The organism is Enterobacter sp. SCRI0065, assembly GCF_059766475.1.
This window is the reverse complement of record NZ_JCBAJB010000002.1, coordinates 195,181-218,997: the sequence shown is the minus strand read 5'-3', so window position 1 is coordinate 218,997 and position 23,817 is coordinate 195,181. Positions and strand designations below refer to the sequence as shown.

The following is a 23,817-nucleotide window of genomic DNA, read 5'->3' as shown; positions in this document are numbered from 1 at the left end:
ATTTATTGATTTTTATTGATAATTATTGATCGGTTTCACAGATCAATAATGTACTCATGATAGCTACGGCCTATCAACATCATTGCATCGATCGGTACAAGTGATTTTACTTTAGCGAGCTATCCATCGAGAATCGAAACAGGAAATTGCATTATCAAAAAAATTCTGTAAACGTAATTTTTACATGGGAAATAAAATGAAAAAATATACATTTGTTGCCATAATACTTTCTTCTTTCATTCTGTCTGGTTGCGATAGTGAACCCTCAGATCAAGATATATTTAATGTTTTAAATACATCTATAGAACACGGCAATTCTGAAATTAAATCTATTAATCCAAACGCTCCCCAAGAAATGCTTAGAACGCTAAATTCTGTTAAGAAAATTGATTGTATAAAAGAATCAGATAAGAGTTATAAATGTAACACCGAAATAGTAATTAACGATAAAAACAGAATCACCTCTCTTAAATTATTAAAAACTGATGACGGATGGAAAATAATCGGAAACTAAATATTTATTTTTCAAAAAAGTTCCCATACGGGAGCTTTTTGATAGAAGCATCACAACCTTGATCTTTTTTGCTTACATACAGTTGTGACGCGACTACTAATCTCTTTAAATTCATACTGTGCTTTTAATTCCACATAGATCTGTTCTAATCTGCCCTGATTTTCTTCGATATAATTGACGAGAGCATTGAACTGGAATAACAAAATATCTTTATGATGTAAGCTTTTTATGAAGTCACCTTTCAAATTTTTAAATACCGCAAAAAACATCTGCATAATATTATCGACATTATTAGTAGAACGGCAATACTGAGATGTCGGATAGAAGTATTTCAAGTGATAACCGACAAAAATCAAATATAACTTATGAGTATACATAGTATCTTCAGGGTTGTATGCTTTGGTAATATACTGATCAATAATGACTATTAATTTCTCTTCTCTGGTTAGTGTTTCAATATAATTATCCATGTAATTGCATCCTTGCATAAAATCATCCCTTGCCTTATTTAATAACTAACATAACAACGGATAATGTCAATATATAAAATCCATTAATTATTTACAGCCTTTGCAAATATTGCTTAAAATTTCCTTTTATATTCATCCGGCCCATTTAAATGTTTTAAAGAAACCATGATTAAAACTCTTTATTTTAAAAAACATATTTACTTAAAAAAATTTTTAAGTTTGTTATTTGTTAACATCTTTTTCTTTTTTCTTTTTTCTTTTTTCTTTAAAATATTTTCTTGCTTTATCTTCGTAATATCATGTCTTGGGGTGTTTCGAATTGCTTCAACCCAGGCTTCGCCTCTCCTAAAAATTCTTAAAAGAAAGAATATTTTAGGAGTGGCACTAACCCGAATCTATGGTTCTTCAACCCAGACCACTAACGGCCGTCTCGTCATAGAGCTACATATCGTTTCCAATATGCGACACCCTACAGCCCCCACGAGATCCGCTCATATCGAAATTGCTTCAGTCTATCCCCGTTTAATGGCCGGGCTTTCACATAGCCTACCTGACTGATAACCAACGACTTAGAGCAGTGCTTCGGGGTGAGTAATATGCTGCACTCCCCGTCTTTACTCACAATAATCAAACAAATCGGACAAACACACTATTTCCACAATTCGCTCACCAATACATAGGGCTAATATTATTGTTTAGTGAGCATTAAGCATTAATTACATCGTTTTTTTCACAACTCTTAATTATAAGTAATAACACTTTGCCCACAGGTGAAATATAAACAATCACCTTGTATATATATTTTAAATAACAGTTATAAGTTTAATGTCAATGCGGAAATAAAAATAAAACCTCACGATACCAAAGTAATATTTCTCTATCGGCAATTAATTTTAATCAGTCGTAATAAAAAGGCTTTAAAATTTAAAATCTATCAATTGCGGAAAATTTAATTTCTCTTAAGTTATTTCAAAAAGATCACTGTGGGAGTGGAAAGAATATAGGAACAGCGGATTTCGTTATAAGGGAACACCAGCTCCCTTACAAGAAAGTCAAAATAGATTTTAATGCTAATCAGAAGTGGGGATTTTTATCACATCCGAAACTTTCATGTTTTTCAAATGGCTGTTTTTATTGATAAAAAGATTAAATTGGACTAAAAACGCATTCGTCATTGCTTTTAATGCCAGAGGTCTGTCAGTGTCCTTAATCTGATAATGATGTCTTGTAGCGCTTTCATAGTCAGCATCTGTGTAAAGCAGTCCTGAGAGACGATCATCGGACACTCGTACTTTGTTTATATTTGCCCACAATAGAATATCCAGCAATGGAATTAGCCGATAGTTGACAATTTTTTTAATGGTGCCATGACCAAAGCGTATAGAATCGATTGGATTAGGATCAATTCCCTTTATGCTTCTCCAATGTGGTAGCACTGCTCTAAGCGCTTCTGTTATCGCTTCATCAGTTCCACTTGCCAGATCAATCTCTAACATCACTGTTTGGGGAAACTGATCTGGCATAAGCTCAGCTACAGGATGCCCGTAGCTTTCTTTATTAATCCCATGCTCACCCTCTTCTTCCAAAGAAAACAGACTTCGTTGAATTGAGACAGAGCACAGTTGGGCAATCCTTTCAGTGGTTGTGAGCAAGAGATGTGATGGTAGATAAAGCTCATTTGTTGTAATGCAGCCGGATTGTTCTTCCCTTACTAAAAACGGTTCTCCACTGAAAATTTTTTGGCAATAGCTCACCATGGCTTCATTTTCATGATTATCCCGATTTGATTTAAAGAAAAGAGCTCTCGCGCACAGTTCCAGATAAAGACGATACAATGAAAACTCTTCAAATTTTCGGTAGGTATCTATATTGAGCCAAGTCTTAACAGCTTTGGTCTCTTCAAATGACCAGTTTTTCATCTCCACACTCCACTGTGAGTAGCGATTGTCTGGTAGTATACTAACAGTTAGATTTTGGTCATTAACTTGCTGTTTTTTATGCAGTCACATGACACAAAAAACTATAATTCAACCGTTGGTATTATTGTTGGAATGAATATGACCATTTATAAAAATTCTCTTTTAAATCATGAAAATGTTTATACGTTCGATTCCTGCAGGGGACACCATGTCACGTCGAATCAGTCCCACCTCTCATTATCCTACAATTAACCCCAGCCATTTCTCAGTCTTTACCCCCGTAAACTGGCACAGCCTCGTCGATTAACGGTATAATCCGGCATAACATTTGATGGATTTCAGAAACGAACATGACAAAACTAACGTTACAAGAGCAGATGCTCAAAGCGGGATTAGTCAGCAACAAGAAGCTGGCAAAAGTGCAAAGAACGGCAAAAAAATCACGCGTTCAGGCTCGTGAGGCAAGAGAGGCGGTTGAGGTCAATAAGCAGGCGCAGCAGGAACGTGACAAGCAGTTAAACGAACAGCAAAAACAAGCGTCGTTATCTAAAGAGTATAAAGCTCAGATTAAGCAGCTGATTGAAATGAACCGGATCGTCGTTTCAAAAGGCGATATTGGCTACAACTTCACTGACGGCAATCTGATCAAAAAAGTGTATGTCGACAAGCTGGTGCAGTCGCAGTTGATTAATGGTCGTCTCGCCATTGCTCGTCTGGTGACCAATGACAGCAGCGAAAACGAATACGCGATTATCCCCGCCAATGTCGCCAATAAAATTGCCCAGCGTGACGCGAGTTATATTGTCGTTAGTAGCGAACTGAGCCAGGAAGCGCAGGACGAAGAAGATCCGTATGCCGATTTTATCGTGCCAGATGATTTGATGTGGTAGGTAAAATGTCCCGGTGCCGGCCGGGTTCTTGCCACAACACCGATGGAGATGTTCATGAAAATTGTATTACTGATTAGCCTAATCACGTTATTCAGCTCCCCTTCTTTTGCCGCAACAGCGATTAAGCTCTCCTGTTCACTGCGCAAGAATATGACCATCTCCAGTTTTAAATACCAGCTCAGCACCATGAAATGGGGCGATCGTTTTCAGATTGCGTCGGGGGTGAAAAAGGCTCACACCAAAGATAATACGCCGTTTCTGGTTACCCGATTTAAAAATGGCGATAACCTTGTCGAGTTTGAAGAGACTCAGGAATATTTTATGATTTATGCAGACAGCGATACGCCTGACCGCTGTTATTTGAAAGACACGTTTACCTACGAGATTATCGATTTACCGCGTTTTCATAAAGCCCAAACGGCTTCATAGACACGACGCAATTCCCCAGTAAAGACGCCGTTTAACGTCTCGTTTTTTATCAGAAAACTAGTCATAGCAGAGCGTGTGCAACAGTGCTACATTACGCATCCCACCTTACTTCGGCAGGGGTTATTTACGCCGTAAAAATCGGTAAGGTCTGAAACCAACGTCCTGAAATTCGGTCTACATTAGCATGCTGTAACGCGAAGTAAGCGCTACCTTCTCAGGCTTTACATAGGTTCACTATTTTGTCTCAATGCAAATTCCAACGTGCATTTCTTCATCCACGTTACTGGTTAACGTGGTTTGGTCTTGGCCTGCTCTGGGTACTGGTTCAATTGCCTTATCCGGCAATTCGCGTTCTGGGTTCGAGTTTAGGTAGTGCATCACGCCGCTTCCTCAAGCGCCGTGAATCCATCGCTCGCAGAAACCTTGAGCTGTGTTTCCCTCATTACGATTCAGCGCAGCGCGAAAAAATCATTGCTGATAATTTTAAATCCATCGGCATGGCGCTGCTGGAAACCGGCATAGCCTGGTTTTGGCCCGACGAGCGGGTTCGTAAATGGTTTGATGTCGAAGGTCTGGACAATCTAAAGCACGTCCAGGCAAAAAATCGCGGCGTCATGGTTATCGGCGTTCATTTTATGTCGCTGGAACTGGGGGGGCGTGTGATGGGGTTATGTCAGCCCATGATGGCTACCTACCGTCCGCACAATAACCAGTTGATGGAATGGGTACAAACGCGCGGGCGTCTGCGTTCAAACAAAGAGATGATCAGCCGGAACAACCTGCGCGGTTTGGTTAGCGCCCTGAAAAAGGGTGAGGCGGTCTGGTTCGCGCCCGATCAGGATTACGGGCGTAAAGGCAGCAGCTTTGCCCCGTTCTTCGCGGTTAAAGATGTCGCCACCACCAACGGCACGTTCGTCATTTCGCGGCTGTCCGGCTCACCGATGCTCACCGTCACGATGATTCGAAAGGCAGACAACTCAGGTTATCGCCTATTCATCTCGCCAGAACTGCAAAATTATCCGCAGGATGAAACCGAGGCCGCAGCCTACATTAACAAAGTGATTGAAAACGAAATCATGCGCGCGCCTGAGCAGTATTTGTGGGTTCACCGCCGGTTTAAAACACGCCCTGACGGCGAATCCTCTCTCTATAATTAGCCCTCCAATAAGGTTAGTTTCGCCAAGAAACTAACCTTTTCAATCACCTGTCATTCATCACATTTATTGATTATTTTTCTCGTCGCCCAATACGAATTTATTGCTCCGCGAAATCAATCTGTCGCCGTTCCACGACACTCCTAAGTGTCGGAAAGTATTTAAAAAAATGCCGCTTGTCACCCCTTATAATTAGGCGTACATTAGCGCCGTCTGGCAACAGGAAGGCACAGAATTCTGAGCTGGAGTCACTGGCATCGCGGGATAATTCTTATTTCCGATTTAGCCTGATTTCAACTCTCTATACTCAGTTGGACTCTGTTATTCAAGGCGTATCCAAAGATGCGCGGAGCGACGAAACGTGAAATATTTCTTTATGGGCATTTCGGTGATTGTTTTTGTCTGGGCCGGAACCTTTGCCCTGATGATCTGAGCAAAGAAATGCATTCAAAAAAACAGGAGCCATCAGGCTCCTGTTTTTTTATGTCGATAACCGCGCGATAGCTAGTCGCTATGGGTTTTGCCAGATGGCAGCAGCCCATCGGCGCGGAACATCCCTTTGATGCCCCTCACCGCCTGGCGAATACGATCGCTGTTTTCAATCAACGCAAACCGTACGTGAGTATCGCCATAATCACCAAAACCTATGCCTGGCGAGACGCACACCTTCGCATCCTGCAGGAGTTTTTTAGCGAACTCCAGTGAGCCCATCGCGGCATATTGTTCAGGGATTTTGGCCCAGACGTACATTGATGCCTTTGGTATTTCAACCATCCAGCCCGCCTCATGCAGGCCTTTTACCAGTACGTCACGACGACGTTTGTACTGTGCAGCAATGTCATGCACGCACTGCTGATCGCCTTCCAGCGCGGCAATAGCAGCCACCTGTAGCGGCGTGAAAGTACCGTAATCGTGATAGCTCTTAATACGCGCCAGCGCGTTAACCAGAGTTTTGTTACCGACCATAAACCCGATACGCCAGCCTGCCATGTTATAGCTTTTAGACAGTGTGAAGAACTCGACGGCCACGTCGCGCGCACCAGGCACCTGCATGATTGATGGTGCCTTCCAGCCATCATAAACAATATCGGCGTACGCGAGATCGTGTACCACCAGGATATCGTATTGCTTTGCCAGAGCGACGACCTTCTCGAAGAATTCCAGTTCAACGCACTGCGCGGTCGGATTCGACGGGAAGCCGAGAATCATCATTTTCGGCTTCGGGTAGCTCTCACGGATCGCGCGTTCAAGTTCGTTAAAGAAATCGACGCCTTCCACCAGCGGCACGGAACGCACCTGCGCCCCGGCGATGACCGCACCATAGATATGAATCGGATAGCTGGGATTTGGCACCAGCACGGTATCACCGTGATCCAGCGTAGCCAGCATCAGGTGCGCCAGCCCTTCTTTCGAGCCGATGGTGACGATCGCTTCGCTTTCGGGATCGATGTCAATCTGGTAACGATCCTGATACCAGCGAGAAATGGCACGGCGCAGTCGCGGAATACCGCGCGACGTGGAATAACCGTGGGTATCCGGGCGTTGAGCAACGGTACACAATTTTTCGACGATATGCGGCGGCGTAGGGCCGTCGGGGTTACCCATGCTGAAATCGATAATGTCTTCGCCGCGCCGACGCGCAGCCATTTTCAGTTCAGCAGTGATATTAAAAACATAAGGGGGGAGACGATCGATACGCGTAAAACGGCGTTCAGGACTGTTATCAGCCATAGATTCCTCAGAGTCACGTTAGCGCCCGGACCGTCCGAGCGACGCTGCCACGATAGTGGCGTGTTTAGAAAATAACCTGAATAAAATCGTGCTGTCGAGAGCCATACGCAAAAATAATTTTCGCCGTAAAACGGGAACGCATTTTCCTATAAAAGCGGAAGTAAGATCCTTAATAGCGAGTTTAATGATACACAGGGATAACGTATTGATATCACCTGATTTACACAACTGAACTCACTGTAAGATAAAGGCAATATCGATAAGTCATTCGACGCCAATCCCCTTTGAAGATTATGGTTTTTCCTCATTTGATAAAAAAGAGTGATGTCTGGTCATTAGGCGTCAGGTTTTCTATCATAGTTTTTTCCCGTTTTCCCAGGTTTACTCGTGCACGAAATATTCACTATGCTGTTGGCGGTATTTGATCGCGCGGCGCTCATGCTGATTTGTCTGTTTTTCCTGATACGCATCCGGCTTTTTCGCGAGCTATTACACAAATCTGCACACTCGCCAAAAGAGCTGCTGGCCGTTACCGCCATCTTTTCGATGTTTGCCTTGTTCAGCACCTGGTCCGGCGTGCCGGTCGAAGGCTCACTGGTCAACGTGCGTATTATCGCGGTGATGGCGGGCGGTATTTTATTTGGCCCATGGGTGGGGATCATTACCGGTATTATTGCCGGAACGCATCGTTATTTGATTGATATTGGTGGCGTAACGGCTATCCCCTGCTTTATCACCAGCATCATTGCCGGTGTACTTTCTGGGTGGATTAACCGCAAGTTCCCTAAAAAACAGCACTGGAAAGCAGGCATTGCGGCGGGCATGTTGTGCGAAACGCTAACGATGATTCTCGTGGTGGCCTGGGCACCTACCACCGACCTCGGGCTGGATATTGTCTCTAAAATTGGCATCCCGATGATTTTGGGTAGCGTCTGTATCGGGTTTATCGTGCTGCTGGTGCAAAGCGTTGAAGGTGAAAAAGAGGCCAGCGCTGCGCGACAGGCTAAGCTGGCGCTGGATATTGCCAACAAAACGTTGCCGTTGTTTCGTCAGGTCAACGCTGAATCACTGCGTCAGGTCTGCGATATTATTTGCCGCGATATTCACGCCGACGCCGTCGCTATCACCAACATCGATCACGTACTGGCCTATGTCGGTGTGGGTGAACATAACTATCGCGATAACGACGACGCCGTTAGCCCTACTACCCGTCAGGCAATCAACTACGGCAAAATTATCATTAAGAACAACGATGAGGCGCATCGTACCCCGGAGATCCACTCCATGCTGGTGATCCCATTATGGGAAAAAGGGATTGTCACCGGTACGCTCAAAATTTATTACTGTCATGCGCACCAGATAACCTCGTCGCTGCAGGAGATGGCGATTGGGCTCTCGCAGATTATCTCCACCCAGCTCGAAGTATCGCGCGCCGAGCAGTTGCGTGAGATGGCAAATAAGGCTGAGCTGCGGGCATTGCAAAGTAAGATCAATCCCCATTTTCTCTTCAATGCCCTGAATGCCATTTCTTCCTCTATCCGAATGAATCCAGACACCGCCAGGCAGTTGATTTACAACCTGTCGCGTTATCTACGCTACAACATCGAGCTGAAAGACGACGAGCAGATCGATATCAAAAAAGAGCTGTATCAGATTAAAGACTATATCGCTATTGAGCAGGCCCGCTTTGGCGACAAGCTAACGGTCATCTACGATATTGATGAAGAGGTCCACTGCGCGATCCCCAGTCTGTTGATTCAGCCGTTGGTTGAAAACGCGATCGTGCATGGAATTCAGCCCTGCAAGGGCAAAGGCGTGGTCACGATTAGCATTACAGAAAGCGGTAATCGCGTGCACATCGCCGTACGAGATACCGGCCACGGTATCGATCCAAACGTGATTGCCCGTGTTGAAGCAAACGAAATGCCCGGCAATAAGATTGGCCTATTGAATGTACATCATCGCGTGAAGCTGCTGTATGGCGAAGGGCTGCATATCCGCCGCCTGGAACCTGGGACAGAAATCGCATTTTACGTCCCACATGAACGTTTACCCGTTCATACCAAGACGCTGTTGTGGCCATGATTTGGAGTAATGCATGAAAGTCATCATTGTGGAAGATGAGATACTCGCTCAGCAGGAGCTAAGCTGGCTTATCAAAGAACATAGCCAGATGGAGATCGTGGGGACGTTTGAGGACGGGCTCGACGTGCTGAAGTTTTTACAGCACAACAAAGTCGACGCTATTTTTCTGGATATCAACATTCCGTCGCTGGACGGCGTCCTGCTGGCCCAGAATATCAATCAGTTTGCCCACAAGCCGTTTATTGTCTTTGTCACCGCGTGGAAAGAGCACGCGGTTGAAGCGTTTGAGCTGGAAGCCTTCGACTACATTCTCAAGCCCTATCAGGAATCACGCATTGTCAGCATGCTGCAAAAACTGGAGCTGGCCTGGCAACAGCAAAGCCCTCCCGGTGTAACCCCCGCTCCCGTCGCCATCCGCGAAAACGACACCATCAATCTCATCAAAGATGAACGCATTATCGTGACGCCAATGGATGATATTTATTACGCCGAGGCGCACGAAAAAATGACGTTCGTCTATACCCGCCGCGAATCTTTTGTGATGCCGATGAATATCACCGAGTTTTGCAGCAAATTGCCAGCGTCGCACTTTTTCCGCTGCCATCGCTCGTTTTGCGTCAATCTGAATAAGATTCGTGAGATCGAACCCTGGTTTAACAACACCTACATTTTACGTCTGAAGGATCTTGAGTTTCAGGTGCCGGTGAGTCGTAGCAAGGTGAAAGAATTCAGGCAGTTGATGCATCTTTAGCAGAGTTCCCCTCTCGGTTGAGAGGGGAACATCAGTTTACAGGAATTGGCCCAGCGTCTGGCGCAGATGCGCGCCCGATCCCAGCAGTCCAGGGTTATCGTGCACGATCAGATAGACAGGAATATCCTGCACGTAGGCTTTAAAACGGCCTTTATCTTCAAAGCCGCCGCGAAAACCGGACGCCTTAAAGAACTCCAGAAAACGTGGCACAATCCCGCCCGCAATAAACACGCCGCCAAACGTGCCAAGATTTAGCGCCAGGTTGCCACCGAAACGCCCCATGATGACGCAGAACAGTGAAAGTGCACGACGACAGTCAGTGCAGCTGTCCGCCAGCGCACGTTCGGTGACGTCTTTAGGTTGCAGATTTTCCGGCAGGCGACCGTCTGATTTCACGATCGCACGGTAAAGATAGACCAGGCCCGGGCCAGACAGCACGCGCTCGGCAGAGACATGGCCGAGTTCTTTGCGCAGCTCATGGAGAATAATGCCTTCTTCTTCGCTATTTGGCGCAAAATCGACGTGGCCGCCCTCTCCCGGCAAACTGACCCAACGTTTATCAACGTGGACCAGATGCGAGACTCCAAGCCCGGTGCCCGCACCGTATACGGCGATAGGTTTGCCTTCTACCGGCTCAGCGCCACCGAACTGGATCAGATGCTCAGGTTTGAGCATGGGGATGGCCATTGAAACCGCAGTGAAATCATTGATGATTTCAAGATGCGCAAAACCGAGGCTCTTTTTCATTTCGGCAATCGAGAACGCCCAGGTGTGGTTGGTCATTGCCACCCAGTCGCCGGTAATCGGGCAGGCAATGGCGATACAGCCATCTTCTACGCTGACCTTATGCTCGTCCAGATACACGCGAACCACCGCTTCAAGACTGGGAAAATCCAGCCCTGAATAGGCCTTCGCCTGGGAGATTTCGCCGGTATCAATATCACATAATGCGAGTCGCGCGTTCGTGCCGCCAACATCGCCTACCAAAGCATACTTTGTCATTCTTCTACTGCTCCGCTAAAGTCAGAATAAATCTTTGGGACACTGTAAATTCAAGGCGACATAACAACAACGACCTGAATGCGGGTGGCCCAGGATTATCGATCTTCGTCACAGAATAACTTTACCGTTTCAGCACCTTTTGCACTATTGCCGCCTGGCTGAATGTGCAAAGTAACGTTAGACCGTTTTGTACAAGGAAATCATCATGCTCCATCCGCGAGCCAGAACCATGCTGCTTTTAGCGCCACCGGCATTAATGATTGGCGTTGCATCGAGCCTGGTGTTAATCGCCGTGATGAAAATCGCGTCGGTGCTGCAATCCCTCCTGTGGACGTCGCTTCCGTCGCAGCTCGGCATTCCCTTTGATTCACCAGCGTGGATTATCCTGATGCTGACGTTCACCGGAGTCGCAGTGGGACTGGTGATTCGCTTTAGCCCTGGACATGCTGGCCCCGATCCGGCACTGGAACCGCTGATTGGCGCGCCCGTAAACCCAATGGCATTGCCTGGTCTTATTCTCGCTCTGATTATCGCCCTGGCGGGTGGCGTGAGTCTCGGTCCTGAGCATCCTATAATGGCGGTTAATATAGCCCTCGCCGTGTATCTCGGCTCACGAATTTTACCGCGCGTCAGTGCGCTGGACTGGACCATTCTGGCTTCTGCCGGCACTATCGGTGCACTGTTCGGCACGCCGGTTGCTGCCGCCCTGATATTTTCTCAAACGCTGAGCGGTGATAATGATGTGCCGCTGTGGGATCGCCTTTTCGCCCCGCTGATGGCCGCTGCTGCCGGCTCCTTAACCACCAGCCTGTTTTTCCATCCCCACTTTTCGCTGCCTATTGACCACTACGGTCAGATGCATCTGGCCGATATCTTTAGCGGCGCGATTGTCGCCGCTATTGCCATCGCTTTAGGGATGGTTGCCGTCTGGTGCCTGCCGCGTATGCATCGCCTGATGCATAAACTAAAGCACCCGGTACTGATTCTCGGCGCGGGTGGTTTTGTATTGGGTATTCTGGGGGCTATCGGCGGATCGATAACCTTATTTAAAGGCCTGGACGAGATGCAGCAGATGGCCTTTAGTCAGGTGTTTACCGTCTCAGACTATTTGCTTTTCGCCGTTGTCAAACTGGCGGCAGTTGTGGTCGCGGCGGCGTGCGGTTTTCGCGGCGGACGCATTTTCCCTGCGGTGTTTATTGGCGTGGCGTTAGGATTAATGCTGCACGAGCACGTTAATGCGGTTCCGGCAGCGATCACTATTTCCTGTTCGATTTTGGGGCTGGTGCTTGTGGTGACGCGCGACGCATGGCTGAGCCTGTTTATGGCGGCAGTGGTTGTGCCCGACACTAATCTGCTCCCGCTGCTGTGCATCGTCATGCTGCCCGCCTGGCTCCTGCTGGCGGGCAAACCGATGCTGATGGCCTGGCGAAACGATAAGTGATTAAAGGCTGTTTCGCGCTTCCAGGGCTTTGGTGATGGCGCTCAACAGAGGAGGGATATCATCTCTGGGCAACATCACCTCAATCAGCGATAGCCGTTCACTGTGGGCGACTTTCTCCAGCACCTCAGCAAGCTGTACCGTTTCACTAACCCGCCAGCATTCCGCCTGCGCGTTCTGGCTGAGCGCATGCGGGATCTGGGTCCAGTTCCACAGAGCAATGTCGTTGTAGCGTTGTGTTGCCCCGTGAATAGCCCGCTCGACGGTATAGCCCTCATTGTTCAGTACCAGAATAACGGGATGCTGATTATCCCGCAGCATCGACCCCATCTCCTGAATCGTCAGTTGCGCCGCACCGTCGCCGGTTAGCACAATCACCCGACGGTCTGGACACGCCGTTTGCGCACCGAATGCGGCTGCCAGCGTGAAGCCAATCGAGCCCCACAGCGGCTGGACAATAAAATTCACCTCCGCAGGCAAACGCAGCGCGCTGGCACCAAACGCAGCGGTTCCCTGATCGGCAAGAATGATATCGCCCGGTCGAATAAACGTTTGCAGCGTTTGCCAGAAGTTATCCTGAGTCAAGGCACCTTCGTGAGTCTCATGTGAAAGCGCAGCCTGACGCACGGGTAGTGCTTGTGCCGCACTTTGGCGCTGACACAGCGCGGCGAGAACGTCTACTGCCTGAGCCATCGGGATATCGGTAAACCAACGTTCGCCTACACGCGCGGCATGAGGCTGGATTTCAATGGTTTGTGCTGCCGTTAACTGATGGGTAAAGCCGGCGGTGAGCGTATCGGTAAAACGCGTGCCTACACAAATCACCACATCAGCGTCTTCAATAGCACTTCTGACACGCTCATCGCTTGCTGCACCATGGTACGTACCGTAGAAACCCGGAAGTCGCTCATCAAAAATGCCTTTGCCCATGAGCATGGTCGCATGCGCCATCGGTGACGCTTCTACCCACTTTTGTAACGCATCTTTCAGCCCATAGCGCAGCACCAAAAAATCAGCGAGCAACGCCATCCGCTGGCTGCCAGTGAGGCGCGTTTCGACTGCCTCGCGAAAAGCAGTCAGACAGGCGTTATCCGCTGGGTCAGCGGTTGTGATGAGAGCGTTTACAGGGGGAGTTGCTGGTTTTTTTGCCACATCAGCGGGCAGCATCAAGTAGCAAGGACGGCGCTCACGCATCATCACCAACAAAACGCGATCGATTTCATGGCAGGCATTTTGCTCGGTAAGAATGGCCTGCGCCGAGGTTATTGGTTTGCTCATATGATAGAAATGGTGAAACTCACCATCGCCCAGCGTGTGATGAAGCAGCTCACCTTTACGCTGTGAGACGCTGGACGGTGCGCCTACGATATGAAGCACGGGAAGGTACTCCGCGAAACTCCCCGCGATACCGTTCATGGCACTCAGTTCCCCTACCCCAAAGGTCGTCAATAGCGCGGCAACCCCCTTGCAACGGGCATAGCCATCGGCGGCATAGGCCGCATTTAATTCATTGGCGCACCCAACCCAACGAATATCCGGGCTATCAATAACATGGTCGAGAAATTGCAGGTTGTAATCGCCCGGTACACCAAACAGATGTTCCGCGCCACACTGCGAGAGACGCTCAAGCAGGTAATCGGCGACACAATACGGGGTTCGCATAGCAGGTATCCTTCTGGCATTGACCTCACCTTGAGTATTGAAGAAGCGTGATGACTGTCCAGGAATAGCGGCAAGAAGGCTATGGAAAGAATGCTTTACAAAATATGGCGTAGTAATCTGATTTTCTGAGCCGTAGTGTAAGCGTATACATGGGTGGCATCTTTTTTCGTCAGAGGGTAAAAACATGGTTTTTCAGGCGGACAAAACGCGTTATGAGTCAATGCAGTATCGCCGTTGCGGCAGGAGCGGACTCAAACTGCCCGCGATTTCGCTCGGGCTGTGGCATAACTTTGGTGACACCACGCTCGTTGACAACAGTCGTCAGCTTTTACAGCACGCGTTTGAGCTCGGTATTACGCACTTCGATCTCGCTAACAACTATGGCCCACCTCCGGGTTCTGCTGAGAGTCATTTTGGGCGCATTTTCCAGGAAGATTTTAAGCCTTATCGCGATGAACTGATCATCTCGACCAAAGCGGGCTACACCATGTGGGACGGCCCTTACGGGGACTGGGGATCGCGTAAATATCTGATTGCCAGCCTTGATCAGAGCCTTAAACGTATGGGGCTTGAATATGTGGATATCTTCTACCACCACCGTCCCGATCCGGAAACGCCGCTAAGAGAGACAATGAAAGCCCTCGACCACGTTGTGCGTCAGGGGAAGGCCTTGTATGTGGGCCTGTCAAATTATCCGGCCGAGCTGGCACGCCAGGCGATCGACATCCTCGAGGAGCTCGGTACACCATGCCTTATCCACCAGCCAAAATATTCCATGTTCGAACGCGCCCCAGAAGAGGGATTACTGTCAGTGCTACAGGAGAAAGGTGTGGGCTGTATTCCCTTCTCGCCGCTGGCTGGGGGACAACTCACCGATCGTTATTTGAACGGCATTCCCGCTGACTCCCGTGCGGCCAGTGGAAGCCGCTTCCTGAATGCTGACCAGGTCAGCGACGAGAAGCTGGTGAAAGTGCGACAGTTAAACGCACTCGCCGAGAGCAGAGGCCAAAAGTTGTCACAAATGGCGCTGGCCTGGATATTACGTCATCAGACCGTGACCTCGGTTCTGATCGGCGCGAGCAAGACCGCGCAAATTGAGGATGCCGTAGGAATGCTGGCGAATTGCCATTTTACTGCCGACGAACTCAGCAGCATCGAATCAATACTGAACAGCTCAAAATAAAATCATTTTTAGCAAAACGTGCTCCCCTTCATGAATTAGGAGTTGAGGCGATTATACGGGGCTTTACGGCCCCGTAATATTGCGTTAACAGGCCAGATAAGGCCCCGATCGTGAAGGAGAGTAACAATGTTCAGGTCACTGATTCTTGCAGCAGTATTACTGGCTACCGCTCCGCTGGTCGCTAATGCGGGCGAAATCACCCTGTTGCCATCAGTAAAATTACATATTGGCGATCGTGATAATTCAGGCAACTACTGGGACGGCGGCGGCTGGCGCGACCGCGGCTATTGGCATCGTAACTATGAATGGCGAAATGACCGCTGGTCGAGACATGAAAATGGTCGCCATCGTGGATGGGATAACCGCAAAGCGTATGAACGAGGCTATCGCGAAGGCTGGAGCGATCGTGACGACCGCCGTGGTCCACCTCGGGGTCACGGACGTGGGCATGGACACGGGCACCACCATTAATAATAAGAAAGGAGCCAACAGGCTCCTTTCTTCCGTTACGGCTTTATAACCCTAATATCGTCCCGATCAATAACCAAAGATTCAGTGCTACCACCAGGACCACGATCAGCCATCCGATACGTTTCACAAGCGTGGTATTCACCAAATCGCCCATCAAGGCGTGGTTGCTGGTAAAGATCAGTAGCGGTACCAGAGCCAGCGCAATACCAAAGCTCAGCAGCACCTGACTCATCACCAGAATACGAGTGGGATCAAGACCCATCAGAATCACAATAAACGATGGAAGCATCGTGACGGCGCGGCGCACCCACAGCGGAATGTGGAAGCGCACGAATCCTTGCATCACCACCTGCCCTGCCAGCGTACCGACTACGGTAGAAGACAGTCCGGCCGCCACCAGACTCAGACCAAAGATGGTCGCCGCCGCATGGCTAAGTAAAGGTTCTAACGTCAGGTAGGCCTGGTCAAGATCGGCAACACCGGTATGGCCGTTAAAATGAAAGGCCGCCGCCGCAGTCGCCATCATTGTCAGGTTTACGAATCCTGCGATGGTCATCGCAATCCCAACGTCCCATTTTGTCGCGGAATAACGCTCCTGCCGGGAACCTTCATGCGCGTGCTGCGTCAGGGACGAGTGAAGATAAATAACATGTGGCATGATCGTTGCGCCCAGTACACCCGCGGCAAGAAATACCGCTTCTGACGTCGGCAGGCTGGGGATGACCATGCCTTTACTGAGTTGCACTAAGTTTGGCTGCGAGAAAATCAGTTCAACAATATAAGCCGCCGCGACGAACAGCAGCAGACCGCCAATCACCAGCTCCAGCGGTTTTTGTCCGCGACGTTGCAACATTAATATCAGGAAGGTGGCAATCCCGGTTAGCACTGCGCCCTGTAGCAGGGATACGCCCAGAATCAGTTTGAAGCCAATGGCGGCGCCAATGAATTCTGCCAAATCGGTCGCCATTGCGATGATCTCGGCCTGTACCCAGTAAAACCAGACGACCGGGCGCGGGTAATGATCGCGGATTTGCTCTGCCAGGTTTTTCCCGGTGGCGATTCCGAGCTTTGCAGAAAGGACCTGTATGAGCATCGCCATCATGTTTGCCCACACCACTACCCACAGCAGTTTATAGCCGAAGCTGGCTCCGGCCTGAATATTGGTCGCAAAATTACCCGGGTCGATATAGCCAATGGCAGCAATGAACGCAGGTCCCATTAATGCAAACCTCAGCTTGCGCGCTGCTTTACCACTGCTACTCTCTACGCGACTGTTTGTCATCTCTGCCTCTGGAAATATAGCCTTTGCTATGTTTTATGCTATCAAAATGAGAATGATTATCAAGATCATTTAGATGGTTTAAAGTGATTTCTCTGATAGCAAAGAACGATTGAAGGGCGAACGATGTGAACGGGCTGTGACGGGCGAGGAAATCGCGCAGTCTTTTGTGAAGCGTAGCACACAAACGTAACTTTTCACTCATTTACACAACATAACAAAAATGTATTACCGATCACTATTTTTGAGATTCGTCACAGGATGTAACTATAGTGTGTTCTTGATCTCGTTTTCTTTGTGCCTGTTGCATAGAATGTGCATGAAAATTAAACCTGCCTCATATTTGGAGCAAATATGGACCGCGTCCTTCATTTTATACTGGCACTTGTTGTCGTTACTATACTTGCACTGCTGGTCAGCACTGACCGCAAAAACATTCGCATTCGCTACGTTATACAGCTGCTTGTTATTGAAGTTTTACTCGCGTGGTTCTTCCTTAACTCCAACGTGGGCCTGGGCTTTGTAAAAGGCTTTTCCGAGATGTTCGAAAAACTGCTCGGATTCGCTAATGAAGGGACCAACTTTGTCTTTGGTAATATGAACGATCAAGGTCTGGCATTCTTCTTCCTGAAAGTGCTTTGCCCAATCGTCTTTATCTCTGCGCTGATCGGTATTTTGCAGCACATCCGCGTTCTGCCAGTGGTTATCCGCGCTATCGGCTTCCTGTTATCTAAAGTCAACGGCATGGGTAAACTGGAATCCTTCAACGCAGTCAGCTCCCTGATTCTGGGCCAGTCTGAGAACTTTATCGCGTATAAAGATATCCTCGGCAAAATGTCACGCAACCGCATGTACACCATGGCGGCTACCGCAATGTCTACCGTTTCCATGTCAATCGTGGGCGCGTACATGACTATGCTGGAACCAAAATACGTGGTCGCCGCGCTGGTACTGAACATGTTCAGCACCTTTATTGTTCTGTCGCTGATCAACCCGTACCGCGTTGACGCTGACGAAGAAAACATCCAGATGTCTAACCTGCACGAAGGACAAAGTTTCTTCGAAATGCTGGGTGAATACATTCTGGCAGGCTTCAAAGTTGCCGTTATCGTTGCCGCCATGCTGATTGGTTTCATCGCGCTGATTGCTGCATTGAACGCCTTGTTCGCTGCCGTTCTGGGTATCTCCTTCCAGGGCATTCTGGGCTACATCTTCTATCCGATTGCATGGGTAATGGGTGTTCCGGCTCACGAAGCGTTGCAGGTTGGCAGCATCATGGCGACCAAACTGGTTTCTAACGAATTTGTTGCAATGATGGATCTGCAGAAAATTGCCAGCACGCTCTCTCCGCGCGCTGAAGGTATTATTTCCGTCTTCCTGGTGTCATTCGCCAACTTCTCTTCCATCGGCATCATCGCTGGTGCGATTAAAGGTCTGAACGAAGAACAGGGTAACGTGGTTTCACGTTTCGGCCTGAAACTGGTTTACGGTTCGACTCTGGTGAGCGTGCTGTCCGCGTCTATCGCCGCACTGGTACTGTAATCAAAGAAAAACCGAGAGCGAGGTTCTGCTCTCGGTTTTTTTATGCCTGAATATCGTCCAGAGGACGTGGTTTTCCAATCAAATAACCCTGCAGATAATTAACGCCTGATGCCAGCAGCATCCGCCGTTGTTCTTCGGTTTCCACAAACTCTGCCACCACACACAGTGATTTGGTTTTCGCCAGATTACAAATTGACTGCACGATCATCGCATCCATACTATCAGTACAAATATCCTTAACAAAGCAGCCGTCAATCTTGATGATATCGGCCTGCAGACGCTTAAGCCGCTCGTAATTGGCATAGCCCGTACCAAAATCATCGATCGCAATTTTGAAGCCATATTCGCGCAGCTGCTGAATATTATGAATACTGGTTTCCGAATTAGAAAATGCCTGCTCTTCCGTGACCTCAATAATCACCGTTCGAGAGGATATTCCATATGCTTCAAAGAGATGAATAATTTCGGTGCCAACCTCTTTTTGCATCAGTGTTAGCGGCATCAGGTTCACCGAAAATCGGGCTTGTTCCTGAAGCACGTCATTCTCAGCCATCCATTTCACCAGGGCTTCTACCACGCTCAGGTCAAAACGTCTGCTCAGGTTAAATTGCGCGATAAGCGGGATGAATCGATCGGGAGTAATGATTTCGCCGTCGCTTTCCAGCCGCGTCAGGATCTCGTGATAGCCGATTCCTGCTGCATTCAGGATAGGTTGGGCGTACAACCGTATCCCGCCCTCCTGTAGTGCTCTCTTTACCCGACTCAGCATGAACACGCGTTCCGACGTGTGTCCGGAGACGGTAGCAAGGCTGTTTGTCAGCGCGAGTACGGTTTGCGTGGTGCAGGACTGTTCGGAAAGCCAGCTCAATTGGCCCAGCGTATGATGCAAATTTTCACCGTTATTACGGTCGAGATGTCCCCACGAGGCACCAAACTCAATATCCAGCGGCGTATTGTTCCAGTAAATCTTGCGGTTGTTCAGGAGATCAATTAAATGCTGCAAGCGCGCTTCAATTTCTGTGCCGTTCAGCACAAGGACCAGTTCACTGCCCGGCAGTTGGAAGAGTTTTTCATTGGTCAGCAAAAAAGGTTTGAGCGCGGTAGTGATTTCGCGTTTGCAATGCACTCGCATCATCATCCCGTAATGACGACTCAGAAATTCCAGATTGTTCATGCGCAGGCAGCAAATATGCGTCTCAGGGTACTTTTCCAGATAAGCCTCGAGTGCTCGCATGTTCGGTAAGCCAGTGAGCGGATCGGTTAGCGCCCTCTCCTGCCAGCCTTGTTTTAACCATTCACTATGCTGATAAATCCGCGACATATACATCAAGCAAATAGCAAACGAGATCAAAACTGAGAGGACAATCGCGAGAGAATACCCCGTCTGAACACCATTCAGGAAGTTGACGTTATAGGTCAGTAGCAGGAATACCGAGACTGCCCAGCACAATGAAACCAGCGCATAGCTCAACCGGCTAATACCCATCGTGAAAAGAATGAAGATCACCGGCACCAGATAGCCCGCAATATAATCAGAGTCAAAAGGCGCGCACAGTCCCAGCAAAATGATGGCAAGACACATCACCCAGCCAAAGGTAAATACGGCGTTCCCCTTAGCCAGACAAGGTTTGAGCCACTGTTGCCAAAAGCGTCGGGCATAACGTGGGTTGACGATCATTCGGAAGGGATAATAGAACATCATGGTGAAGATCAACGCCGCGCAAATCAGGCTTTGAATATCAATCACATTATAAATCGCGCTGCCTTCACCAAAGAAGTTGGAAAGCGAGACCGGGTAATGCACTAAGTGTCCTACCAGGTACATCGAAAATTTGATACCCAGTGGCAGAACAAAGCCTAACCAGAAAAGGCGTATTCCAATGTATTTGTTAGGAAGACCATGTCTCCAACGCCTTCCAAGCTGCCATCGCACAACGCCACAACTGGCAAAAACGGAAAAGACCTGGCAAAACAAGAGGGCTAAAGCCTGAACAAAGGTCAGTTCTAAACTCAACGCATTGGTAAGTGCAAAGCCGAGAATAACCGGCGCAATAGCTCGACGACCAAAGAGTAAGATGACCGCCAGCATGACACTAAGCGGCAGCCAGGCGAGATAAACATCATGACCATCGACGATAGCGCGAGGCGAAAAAAATCGAGAAATGGGAATAGCCAACAGACAAAGAATCAGTGCCAGCAAAAATATTCGCAAGTTTTTTAAGTGGTTATCTCTCATTATGGTTAGCAACCTAATTTTCTGGCCAAATAATAAGCCACATGAATAATAAGTTTATTAATTGCGCGAATCAAGTTGCGGTCTATAAATAGACGACTTTCTCACTACAGGTTTAGTGTCAGTATAGGAAATGAACTTTTTTGCAACGAGTCATAGGGAAAGGTTTAACAGAGGCATAAAAAAACCCCCGCTTTTCAGCGAGGGTCTTAAATTTGGTGGAGCTAAGCGGGATCGAACCGCTGACCTCTTGCATGCCATGCAAGCGCTCTCCCAGCTGAGCTATAGCCCCACAGTGTTTTACGTTCCAAATTCTCCTGGATAAGAATTTGGTGGAGCTAAGCGGGATCGAACCGCTGACCTCTTGCATGCCATGCAAGCGCTCTCCCAGCTGAGCTATAGCCCCAACGTAAAGCTGTCGTGTTGACGGGCGGCATAATATGAATTCCACCGCACAGTGTCAACGGCAAAATCAATCCCTCTCGATTAATCGCCGAAAATTCAGGCAAATGAATCACATTGCGAAGCTGCTCGCAGACAGGAGTTAAGCCTGTCACGTTTTCGCGTAAAAGGGTGCTATAAGATGAACCACTAATTAACCCTACTGATTCTCAGGTAATTGCATGATCAAGGAACGAATGACGCCAGAGGAGCTATCCCGACTCACTGGCTATAGCCGCCAGACCATCAATAAATGGGTACGTAAAGAGGGTTGGATAACATCACCAAGGCCGGGAGTTCAGGGTGGTAAAGCGCGGCTGGTGCATGTGAACGAAAAAGTGCGGGATTTTATTCGCAGCGCATGCCGGGAACCCGAGGTAGCGGAGACGCCTCTTAGCATTGACAGCGACAGCTCGTTACCTCTTTTACTCCTGACACTGGCAAATGAAATGACACCGGATGAGCAAAAGCAGCTGACCTCTTTGTTGCTGCGAGAAGGGATTACCGGATTACTGCAACGTTTAGGAATTCGCGACCAGAACTAATATGAAAAGACTACGGAGCAAAATGACCACGGAAGAGCTAGCCGATAGCTTAGGTGTTGCCAGGCAAACCGTTAACCGCTGGATCCGTGAGAAAGGCTGGAAAACGGAAAAGATCAACGGCGTGAAAGGCGGTCGAGCCCGCTTAATCCATTTAGATGTTCGTGTTCGCGATCATATTATGAGTATCCCTGCTGTTCGCAGCCGTCAGGCGATTTATCAGCTTGCCGAAGCGCCTACCCCCTACGGCGAAATGAAGATTCCCGTACTGCTGAAACAGGTTACCGATGCACTGGAAAATATGAGCCTTGTTGAGCAAGAGCGCTTAGCCGTGCTTTTGGCACGTGAAGGTATTCAGGGCTTCCTTCTCCGCCTTGGTATTGCTGAAACGCACGCATAAAAAAAGCGGCAGGTTTCCCTGCCGCTCTGCTCGTTCTGAAATGCGATTATTGCTGGCTTTCGCGCGCCGCAATGAAGTCCAGCGCTTTGTTGATACGCGCTACGCTGCGCGTCTTACCAATCGCATGAACCGTCACATCCAGACCTGGTGATTGACCGGCACCCGTTACCGCGACGCGCAGTGGCATGCCGACTTTACCCATGCCTACTTCCAACTCATCTGCCGAAGCCTGAATCGCATGGTGAACATTTTCTGCGGTCCAGTCAGCCAGTGCAGCCAGTTTATCGCGCACCACTTCCAGCGGCTGTCGCGCAACCGGACGCAGGTGTTTTTTCGCGGCGTCGGCGTCGAATTCCTCAAAGTCTTCATAGAAATAGCGGCAGCTTTCAGCAATCTCTTTGAGCGTTTTGCAGCGCTCACCCAACAGCTTGACCAGATCCGCCAGCTCAGGGCCTGTACGGGTGTCAATGTTAGCCTGCTCAATATGCCATTGCAGATAAGTTGCAACATATTCCGCTGGCATGGTGTTGATGTAATGGTGGTTCAGCCACAGCAGTTTTTCGGTGTTAAACGCACTGGCTGACTTGCTGACGGCATCAAGAGAAAACAGTTTAATCATCTCTTCACGGCTGAAGATCTCCTGATCGCCGCTGGACCAGCCCAGACGGACCAGGTAATTCAGAAGTGCTTCTGGCAGGAAACCATCATCGCGATACTGCATTACGCTCACCGCACCATGACGTTTAGACAGTTTTTTGCCATCGTCACCGTTGATCATGGACACATGCGCATAAACCGGCACAGGGGCATTCAACGCTTTCAGGATGTTTATCTGACGCGGAGTATTATTGATATGGTCTTCTCCACGGATAACGTGTGAGATCTCCATATCCCAGTCATCAACAACAACACAGAAGTTATAGGTTGGTGAACCATCGGTACGACGGATGATGAGATCGTCCAGTTCCTGGTTGCTGAATTCAATCGGACCACGAATCTGATCGTCAAAAATAACCGACCCTTCCTGCGGGTTTGCAAAACGTACAACACACGGCTCATCATCAGCATGATGTTCGTGGCTGTGACGGCAACGCCCGTCGTAGCGAGGTTTATCACCGTTCGCCATCTGCTCTTCGCGCAGTGCATCCAGGCGCTCTTTAGAGCAATAGCATTTGTAGGCCGTGCCCGCGACGATCATGTCATCGATAACGGCGTTGTAACGATCAAAACGCTTAGTCTGGAAATAAGGGCCTTCATCCCACTCCAGATTGAGCCAGTTCATGCCATCCATAATGGCTTCGATAGCTTCTGGCGTAGAGCGCTCAAGGTCGGTGTCTTCAATACGCAGCACGAACTCACCGCCGTGGTTACGTGCAAAGAGCCAGGAATAGAGAGCAGTACGTGCTCCACCGACGTGCAAATAACCTGTCGGGCTAGGCGCGAAGCGAGTTTTGATTTTCATGAAATGGCCTTACGTTATTAAAGATGCCGACGACCGGCAAATGCTGGGATAAAAACAATGGGCAATATTCTATCACTGTGGGGCGAATCCTCAATGATGTTGCCTGTTTGAGGTGCAGGTTTGCTAATTTTGTTTAGAAATCATGCCGCGCCGAATGTTTCGCGATCCATTTGTTTAATTTTACGACGAACGAACGAAAACTTTAGAAAAGGCGTTGAC

The 23,817-nt window shown here is 48.5% G+C and carries 21 protein-coding genes and 2 tRNA genes; 13 read left to right on the top strand and 10 right to left on the bottom strand.

Going from position 1 to position 23,817, the window contains the following annotated elements:
• The first annotated feature begins 196 nt into the window (after nucleotides 1-196).
• The gene (locus tag AC6EMZ_RS06920; protein WP_349077954.1) at nucleotides 197-514 is read left to right on the top strand and encodes a cell wall-binding protein; all 318 of its coding nucleotides are present in this window, start codon (nucleotides 197-199) and stop codon (nucleotides 512-514) included.
• A 50-nt stretch (nucleotides 515-564) separates the two neighbouring features.
• Here the strand turns inward: AC6EMZ_RS06920 and AC6EMZ_RS06915 are convergent, their stop codons facing one another.
• Together AC6EMZ_RS06915 and AC6EMZ_RS06910 are read right to left on the bottom strand one after the other, a co-directional pair.
• Nucleotides 565-984: a hypothetical protein gene (locus tag AC6EMZ_RS06915; protein WP_498401712.1), complete on the bottom strand. Its 420-nt coding sequence runs from the start codon at nucleotides 982-984 to the stop codon at nucleotides 565-567.
• Nucleotides 985-2,054: 1,070 nt separating this feature from the next.
• Nucleotides 2,055-2,903 (bottom strand): DUF6387 family protein, encoded by an 849-nt coding sequence (locus AC6EMZ_RS06910; protein ID WP_498401711.1) that lies wholly within the window; start codon nucleotides 2,901-2,903, stop codon nucleotides 2,055-2,057.
• A 350-nt stretch (nucleotides 2,904-3,253) separates the two neighbouring features.
• Here AC6EMZ_RS06910 and AC6EMZ_RS06905 point away from each other — a divergent pair, with 350 nt between their 5' ends.
• The 4 genes from AC6EMZ_RS06905 (at nucleotide 3,254) to ypdK (ending at nucleotide 5,809) form a co-directional block, all read left to right on the top strand.
• The gene (locus AC6EMZ_RS06905) at nucleotides 3,254-3,793 is read left to right on the top strand and encodes a DUF2058 domain-containing protein (protein WP_498401709.1); all 540 of its coding nucleotides are present in this window, start codon (nucleotides 3,254-3,256) and stop codon (nucleotides 3,791-3,793) included.
• Nucleotides 3,794-3,847: 54 nt separating this feature from the next.
• The gene (locus AC6EMZ_RS06900) at nucleotides 3,848-4,222 is read left to right on the top strand and encodes a hypothetical protein (RefSeq protein ID WP_498401707.1); all 375 of its coding nucleotides are present in this window, start codon (nucleotides 3,848-3,850) and stop codon (nucleotides 4,220-4,222) included.
• A 236-nt stretch (nucleotides 4,223-4,458) separates the two neighbouring features.
• On the top strand, nucleotides 4,459-5,379 hold the full coding sequence (lpxP, locus tag AC6EMZ_RS06895; protein WP_498402293.1) for a kdo(2)-lipid IV(A) palmitoleoyltransferase: 921 nt from the start codon (nucleotides 4,459-4,461) through the stop codon (nucleotides 5,377-5,379).
• A gap of 358 nt (nucleotides 5,380-5,737) precedes the next feature.
• Complete coding sequence (gene ypdK / locus AC6EMZ_RS06890) at nucleotides 5,738-5,809, top strand: membrane protein YpdK (protein WP_106379800.1); 72 nt, start codon at nucleotides 5,738-5,740, stop codon at nucleotides 5,807-5,809.
• Nucleotides 5,810-5,880: 71 nt separating this feature from the next.
• Here ypdK and alaC read toward each other — a convergent pair whose 3' ends face one another.
• Nucleotides 5,881-7,107, bottom strand: coding sequence for an alanine transaminase (gene alaC / locus AC6EMZ_RS06885; protein WP_498401706.1), 1,227 nt, complete (start codon nucleotides 7,105-7,107; stop codon nucleotides 5,881-5,883).
• A 387-nt stretch (nucleotides 7,108-7,494) separates the two neighbouring features.
• Between alaC and AC6EMZ_RS06880 the strand changes: the two genes are divergently transcribed.
• Together AC6EMZ_RS06880 and AC6EMZ_RS06875 are read left to right on the top strand one after the other, a co-directional pair.
• Nucleotides 7,495-9,192 carry a LytS/YhcK type 5TM receptor domain-containing protein gene (locus AC6EMZ_RS06880; protein ID WP_498401705.1) on the top strand — a complete coding sequence of 566 codons (1,698 nt, stop codon included), beginning with the start codon at nucleotides 7,495-7,497 and terminating at the stop codon, nucleotides 9,190-9,192.
• A 13-nt stretch (nucleotides 9,193-9,205) separates the two neighbouring features.
• Nucleotides 9,206-9,943 carry a LytR/AlgR family response regulator transcription factor gene (locus AC6EMZ_RS06875; protein WP_498401703.1) on the top strand — a complete coding sequence of 246 codons (738 nt, stop codon included), beginning with the start codon at nucleotides 9,206-9,208 and terminating at the stop codon, nucleotides 9,941-9,943.
• 36 nt (nucleotides 9,944-9,979) lie between these two features.
• Here AC6EMZ_RS06875 and glk read toward each other — a convergent pair whose 3' ends face one another.
• Nucleotides 9,980-10,945 (bottom strand): glucokinase, encoded by a 966-nt coding sequence (gene glk, locus AC6EMZ_RS06870; RefSeq protein ID WP_498401702.1) that lies wholly within the window; start codon nucleotides 10,943-10,945, stop codon nucleotides 9,980-9,982.
• Nucleotides 10,946-11,150: 205 nt separating this feature from the next.
• Between glk and AC6EMZ_RS06865 the strand changes: the two genes are divergently transcribed.
• The gene (locus tag AC6EMZ_RS06865; protein WP_498401700.1) at nucleotides 11,151-12,386 is read left to right on the top strand and encodes an ion channel protein; all 1,236 of its coding nucleotides are present in this window, start codon (nucleotides 11,151-11,153) and stop codon (nucleotides 12,384-12,386) included.
• Here AC6EMZ_RS06865 and ipdC read toward each other — a convergent pair whose 3' ends face one another.
• The gene (gene ipdC / locus AC6EMZ_RS06860) at nucleotides 12,387-14,045 is read right to left on the bottom strand and encodes an indolepyruvate decarboxylase (RefSeq protein ID WP_498401698.1); all 1,659 of its coding nucleotides are present in this window, start codon (nucleotides 14,043-14,045) and stop codon (nucleotides 12,387-12,389) included. It abuts the gene before it with no gap.
• 184 nt (nucleotides 14,046-14,229) lie between these two features.
• On the opposite strand from ipdC, the gene mgrA reads away from it, so the two are divergent.
• Both mgrA and AC6EMZ_RS06850 read left to right on the top strand, forming a co-directional pair.
• On the top strand, nucleotides 14,230-15,228 hold the full coding sequence (gene mgrA / locus AC6EMZ_RS06855; RefSeq protein ID WP_498401696.1) for an L-glyceraldehyde 3-phosphate reductase: 999 nt from the start codon (nucleotides 14,230-14,232) through the stop codon (nucleotides 15,226-15,228).
• 126 nt (nucleotides 15,229-15,354) lie between these two features.
• The gene (locus tag AC6EMZ_RS06850; protein ID WP_498401694.1) at nucleotides 15,355-15,699 is read left to right on the top strand and encodes a DUF2502 domain-containing protein; all 345 of its coding nucleotides are present in this window, start codon (nucleotides 15,355-15,357) and stop codon (nucleotides 15,697-15,699) included.
• A gap of 43 nt (nucleotides 15,700-15,742) precedes the next feature.
• Here AC6EMZ_RS06850 and AC6EMZ_RS06845 read toward each other — a convergent pair whose 3' ends face one another.
• Nucleotides 15,743-16,981, bottom strand: coding sequence for an Nramp family divalent metal transporter (locus AC6EMZ_RS06845; RefSeq protein WP_498401692.1), 1,239 nt, complete (start codon nucleotides 16,979-16,981; stop codon nucleotides 15,743-15,745).
• A 351-nt stretch (nucleotides 16,982-17,332) separates the two neighbouring features.
• On the opposite strand from AC6EMZ_RS06845, the gene nupC reads away from it, so the two are divergent.
• Entirely contained in the window at nucleotides 17,333-18,520 is a 1,188-nt protein-coding gene (gene nupC / locus AC6EMZ_RS06840; RefSeq protein ID WP_498401691.1) for a nucleoside permease NupC, read from the top strand.
• A gap of 40 nt (nucleotides 18,521-18,560) precedes the next feature.
• Here the strand turns inward: nupC and AC6EMZ_RS06835 are convergent, their stop codons facing one another.
• The 3 genes from AC6EMZ_RS06835 to AC6EMZ_RS06825 all read right to left on the bottom strand — a co-directional run bounded on the left by AC6EMZ_RS06835 (nucleotide 18,561) and on the right by AC6EMZ_RS06825 (nucleotide 21,159).
• Nucleotides 18,561-20,756, bottom strand: coding sequence for a sensor domain-containing phosphodiesterase (locus tag AC6EMZ_RS06835; RefSeq protein ID WP_498401689.1), 2,196 nt, complete (start codon nucleotides 20,754-20,756; stop codon nucleotides 18,561-18,563).
• Nucleotides 20,757-20,969: 213 nt separating this feature from the next.
• Nucleotides 20,970-21,045, bottom strand: a tRNA-Ala gene (locus tag AC6EMZ_RS06830).
• A 38-nt stretch (nucleotides 21,046-21,083) separates the two neighbouring features.
• A tRNA-Ala gene (locus tag AC6EMZ_RS06825) sits at nucleotides 21,084-21,159 on the bottom strand.
• Between the two features lie 217 nt (nucleotides 21,160-21,376).
• On the opposite strand from AC6EMZ_RS06825, the gene AC6EMZ_RS06820 reads away from it, so the two are divergent.
• On the top strand, nucleotides 21,377-21,739 hold the full coding sequence (locus AC6EMZ_RS06820) for a YfeC-like transcriptional regulator (RefSeq protein ID WP_498401687.1): 363 nt from the start codon (nucleotides 21,377-21,379) through the stop codon (nucleotides 21,737-21,739).
• A gap of 1 nt (nucleotide 21,740) precedes the next feature.
• On the top strand, nucleotides 21,741-22,136 hold the full coding sequence (locus AC6EMZ_RS06815; protein WP_498401685.1) for a YfeC-like transcriptional regulator: 396 nt from the start codon (nucleotides 21,741-21,743) through the stop codon (nucleotides 22,134-22,136).
• Between the two features lie 46 nt (nucleotides 22,137-22,182).
• On the opposite strand, the gene gltX is transcribed toward AC6EMZ_RS06815, so the two are convergent.
• Nucleotides 22,183-23,598, bottom strand: coding sequence for a glutamate--tRNA ligase (gltX, locus tag AC6EMZ_RS06810; protein WP_498401683.1), 1,416 nt, complete (start codon nucleotides 23,596-23,598; stop codon nucleotides 22,183-22,185).
• Nucleotides 23,599-23,817: the final 219 nt, after the last annotated feature.

What these genes read in the sequence shown, in the direction of transcription:
- AC6EMZ_RS06920 (WP_349077954.1), top strand. Translation starts at nt 197, where the DNA reads ATGAAAAAATATACATTTGTTGCCATAATACTTTCTTCTTTCATTCTG.
- AC6EMZ_RS06915 (WP_498401712.1), bottom strand. Translation starts at nt 984, where the DNA reads ATGGATAATTATATTGAAACACTAACCAGAGAAGAGAAATTAATAGTC.
- AC6EMZ_RS06910 (WP_498401711.1), bottom strand. Translation starts at nt 2,903, where the DNA reads ATGAAAAACTGGTCATTTGAAGAGACCAAAGCTGTTAAGACTTGGCTC.
- AC6EMZ_RS06905 (WP_498401709.1), top strand. Translation starts at nt 3,254, where the DNA reads ATGACAAAACTAACGTTACAAGAGCAGATGCTCAAAGCGGGATTAGTC.
- AC6EMZ_RS06900 (WP_498401707.1), top strand. Translation starts at nt 3,848, where the DNA reads ATGAAAATTGTATTACTGATTAGCCTAATCACGTTATTCAGCTCCCCT.
- alaC (WP_498401706.1), bottom strand. Translation starts at nt 7,107, where the DNA reads ATGGCTGATAACAGTCCTGAACGCCGTTTTACGCGTATCGATCGTCTC.
- AC6EMZ_RS06875 (WP_498401703.1), top strand. Translation starts at nt 9,206, where the DNA reads ATGAAAGTCATCATTGTGGAAGATGAGATACTCGCTCAGCAGGAGCTA.
- glk (WP_498401702.1), bottom strand. Translation starts at nt 10,945, where the DNA reads ATGACAAAGTATGCTTTGGTAGGCGATGTTGGCGGCACGAACGCGCGA.
- AC6EMZ_RS06865 (WP_498401700.1), top strand. Translation starts at nt 11,151, where the DNA reads ATGCTCCATCCGCGAGCCAGAACCATGCTGCTTTTAGCGCCACCGGCA.
- ipdC (WP_498401698.1), bottom strand. Translation starts at nt 14,045, where the DNA reads ATGCGAACCCCGTATTGTGTCGCCGATTACCTGCTTGAGCGTCTCTCG.
- mgrA (WP_498401696.1), top strand. Translation starts at nt 14,230, where the DNA reads ATGGTTTTTCAGGCGGACAAAACGCGTTATGAGTCAATGCAGTATCGC.
- AC6EMZ_RS06850 (WP_498401694.1), top strand. Translation starts at nt 15,355, where the DNA reads ATGTTCAGGTCACTGATTCTTGCAGCAGTATTACTGGCTACCGCTCCG.
- AC6EMZ_RS06845 (WP_498401692.1), bottom strand. Translation starts at nt 16,981, where the DNA reads ATGACAAACAGTCGCGTAGAGAGTAGCAGTGGTAAAGCAGCGCGCAAG.
- nupC (WP_498401691.1), top strand. Translation starts at nt 17,333, where the DNA reads ATGGACCGCGTCCTTCATTTTATACTGGCACTTGTTGTCGTTACTATA.
- AC6EMZ_RS06835 (WP_498401689.1), bottom strand. Translation starts at nt 20,756, where the DNA reads ATGAGAGATAACCACTTAAAAAACTTGCGAATATTTTTGCTGGCACTG.
- AC6EMZ_RS06820 (WP_498401687.1), top strand. Translation starts at nt 21,377, where the DNA reads ATGATCAAGGAACGAATGACGCCAGAGGAGCTATCCCGACTCACTGGC.
- AC6EMZ_RS06815 (WP_498401685.1), top strand. Translation starts at nt 21,741, where the DNA reads ATGAAAAGACTACGGAGCAAAATGACCACGGAAGAGCTAGCCGATAGC.
- gltX (WP_498401683.1), bottom strand. Translation starts at nt 23,598, where the DNA reads ATGAAAATCAAAACTCGCTTCGCGCCTAGCCCGACAGGTTATTTGCAC.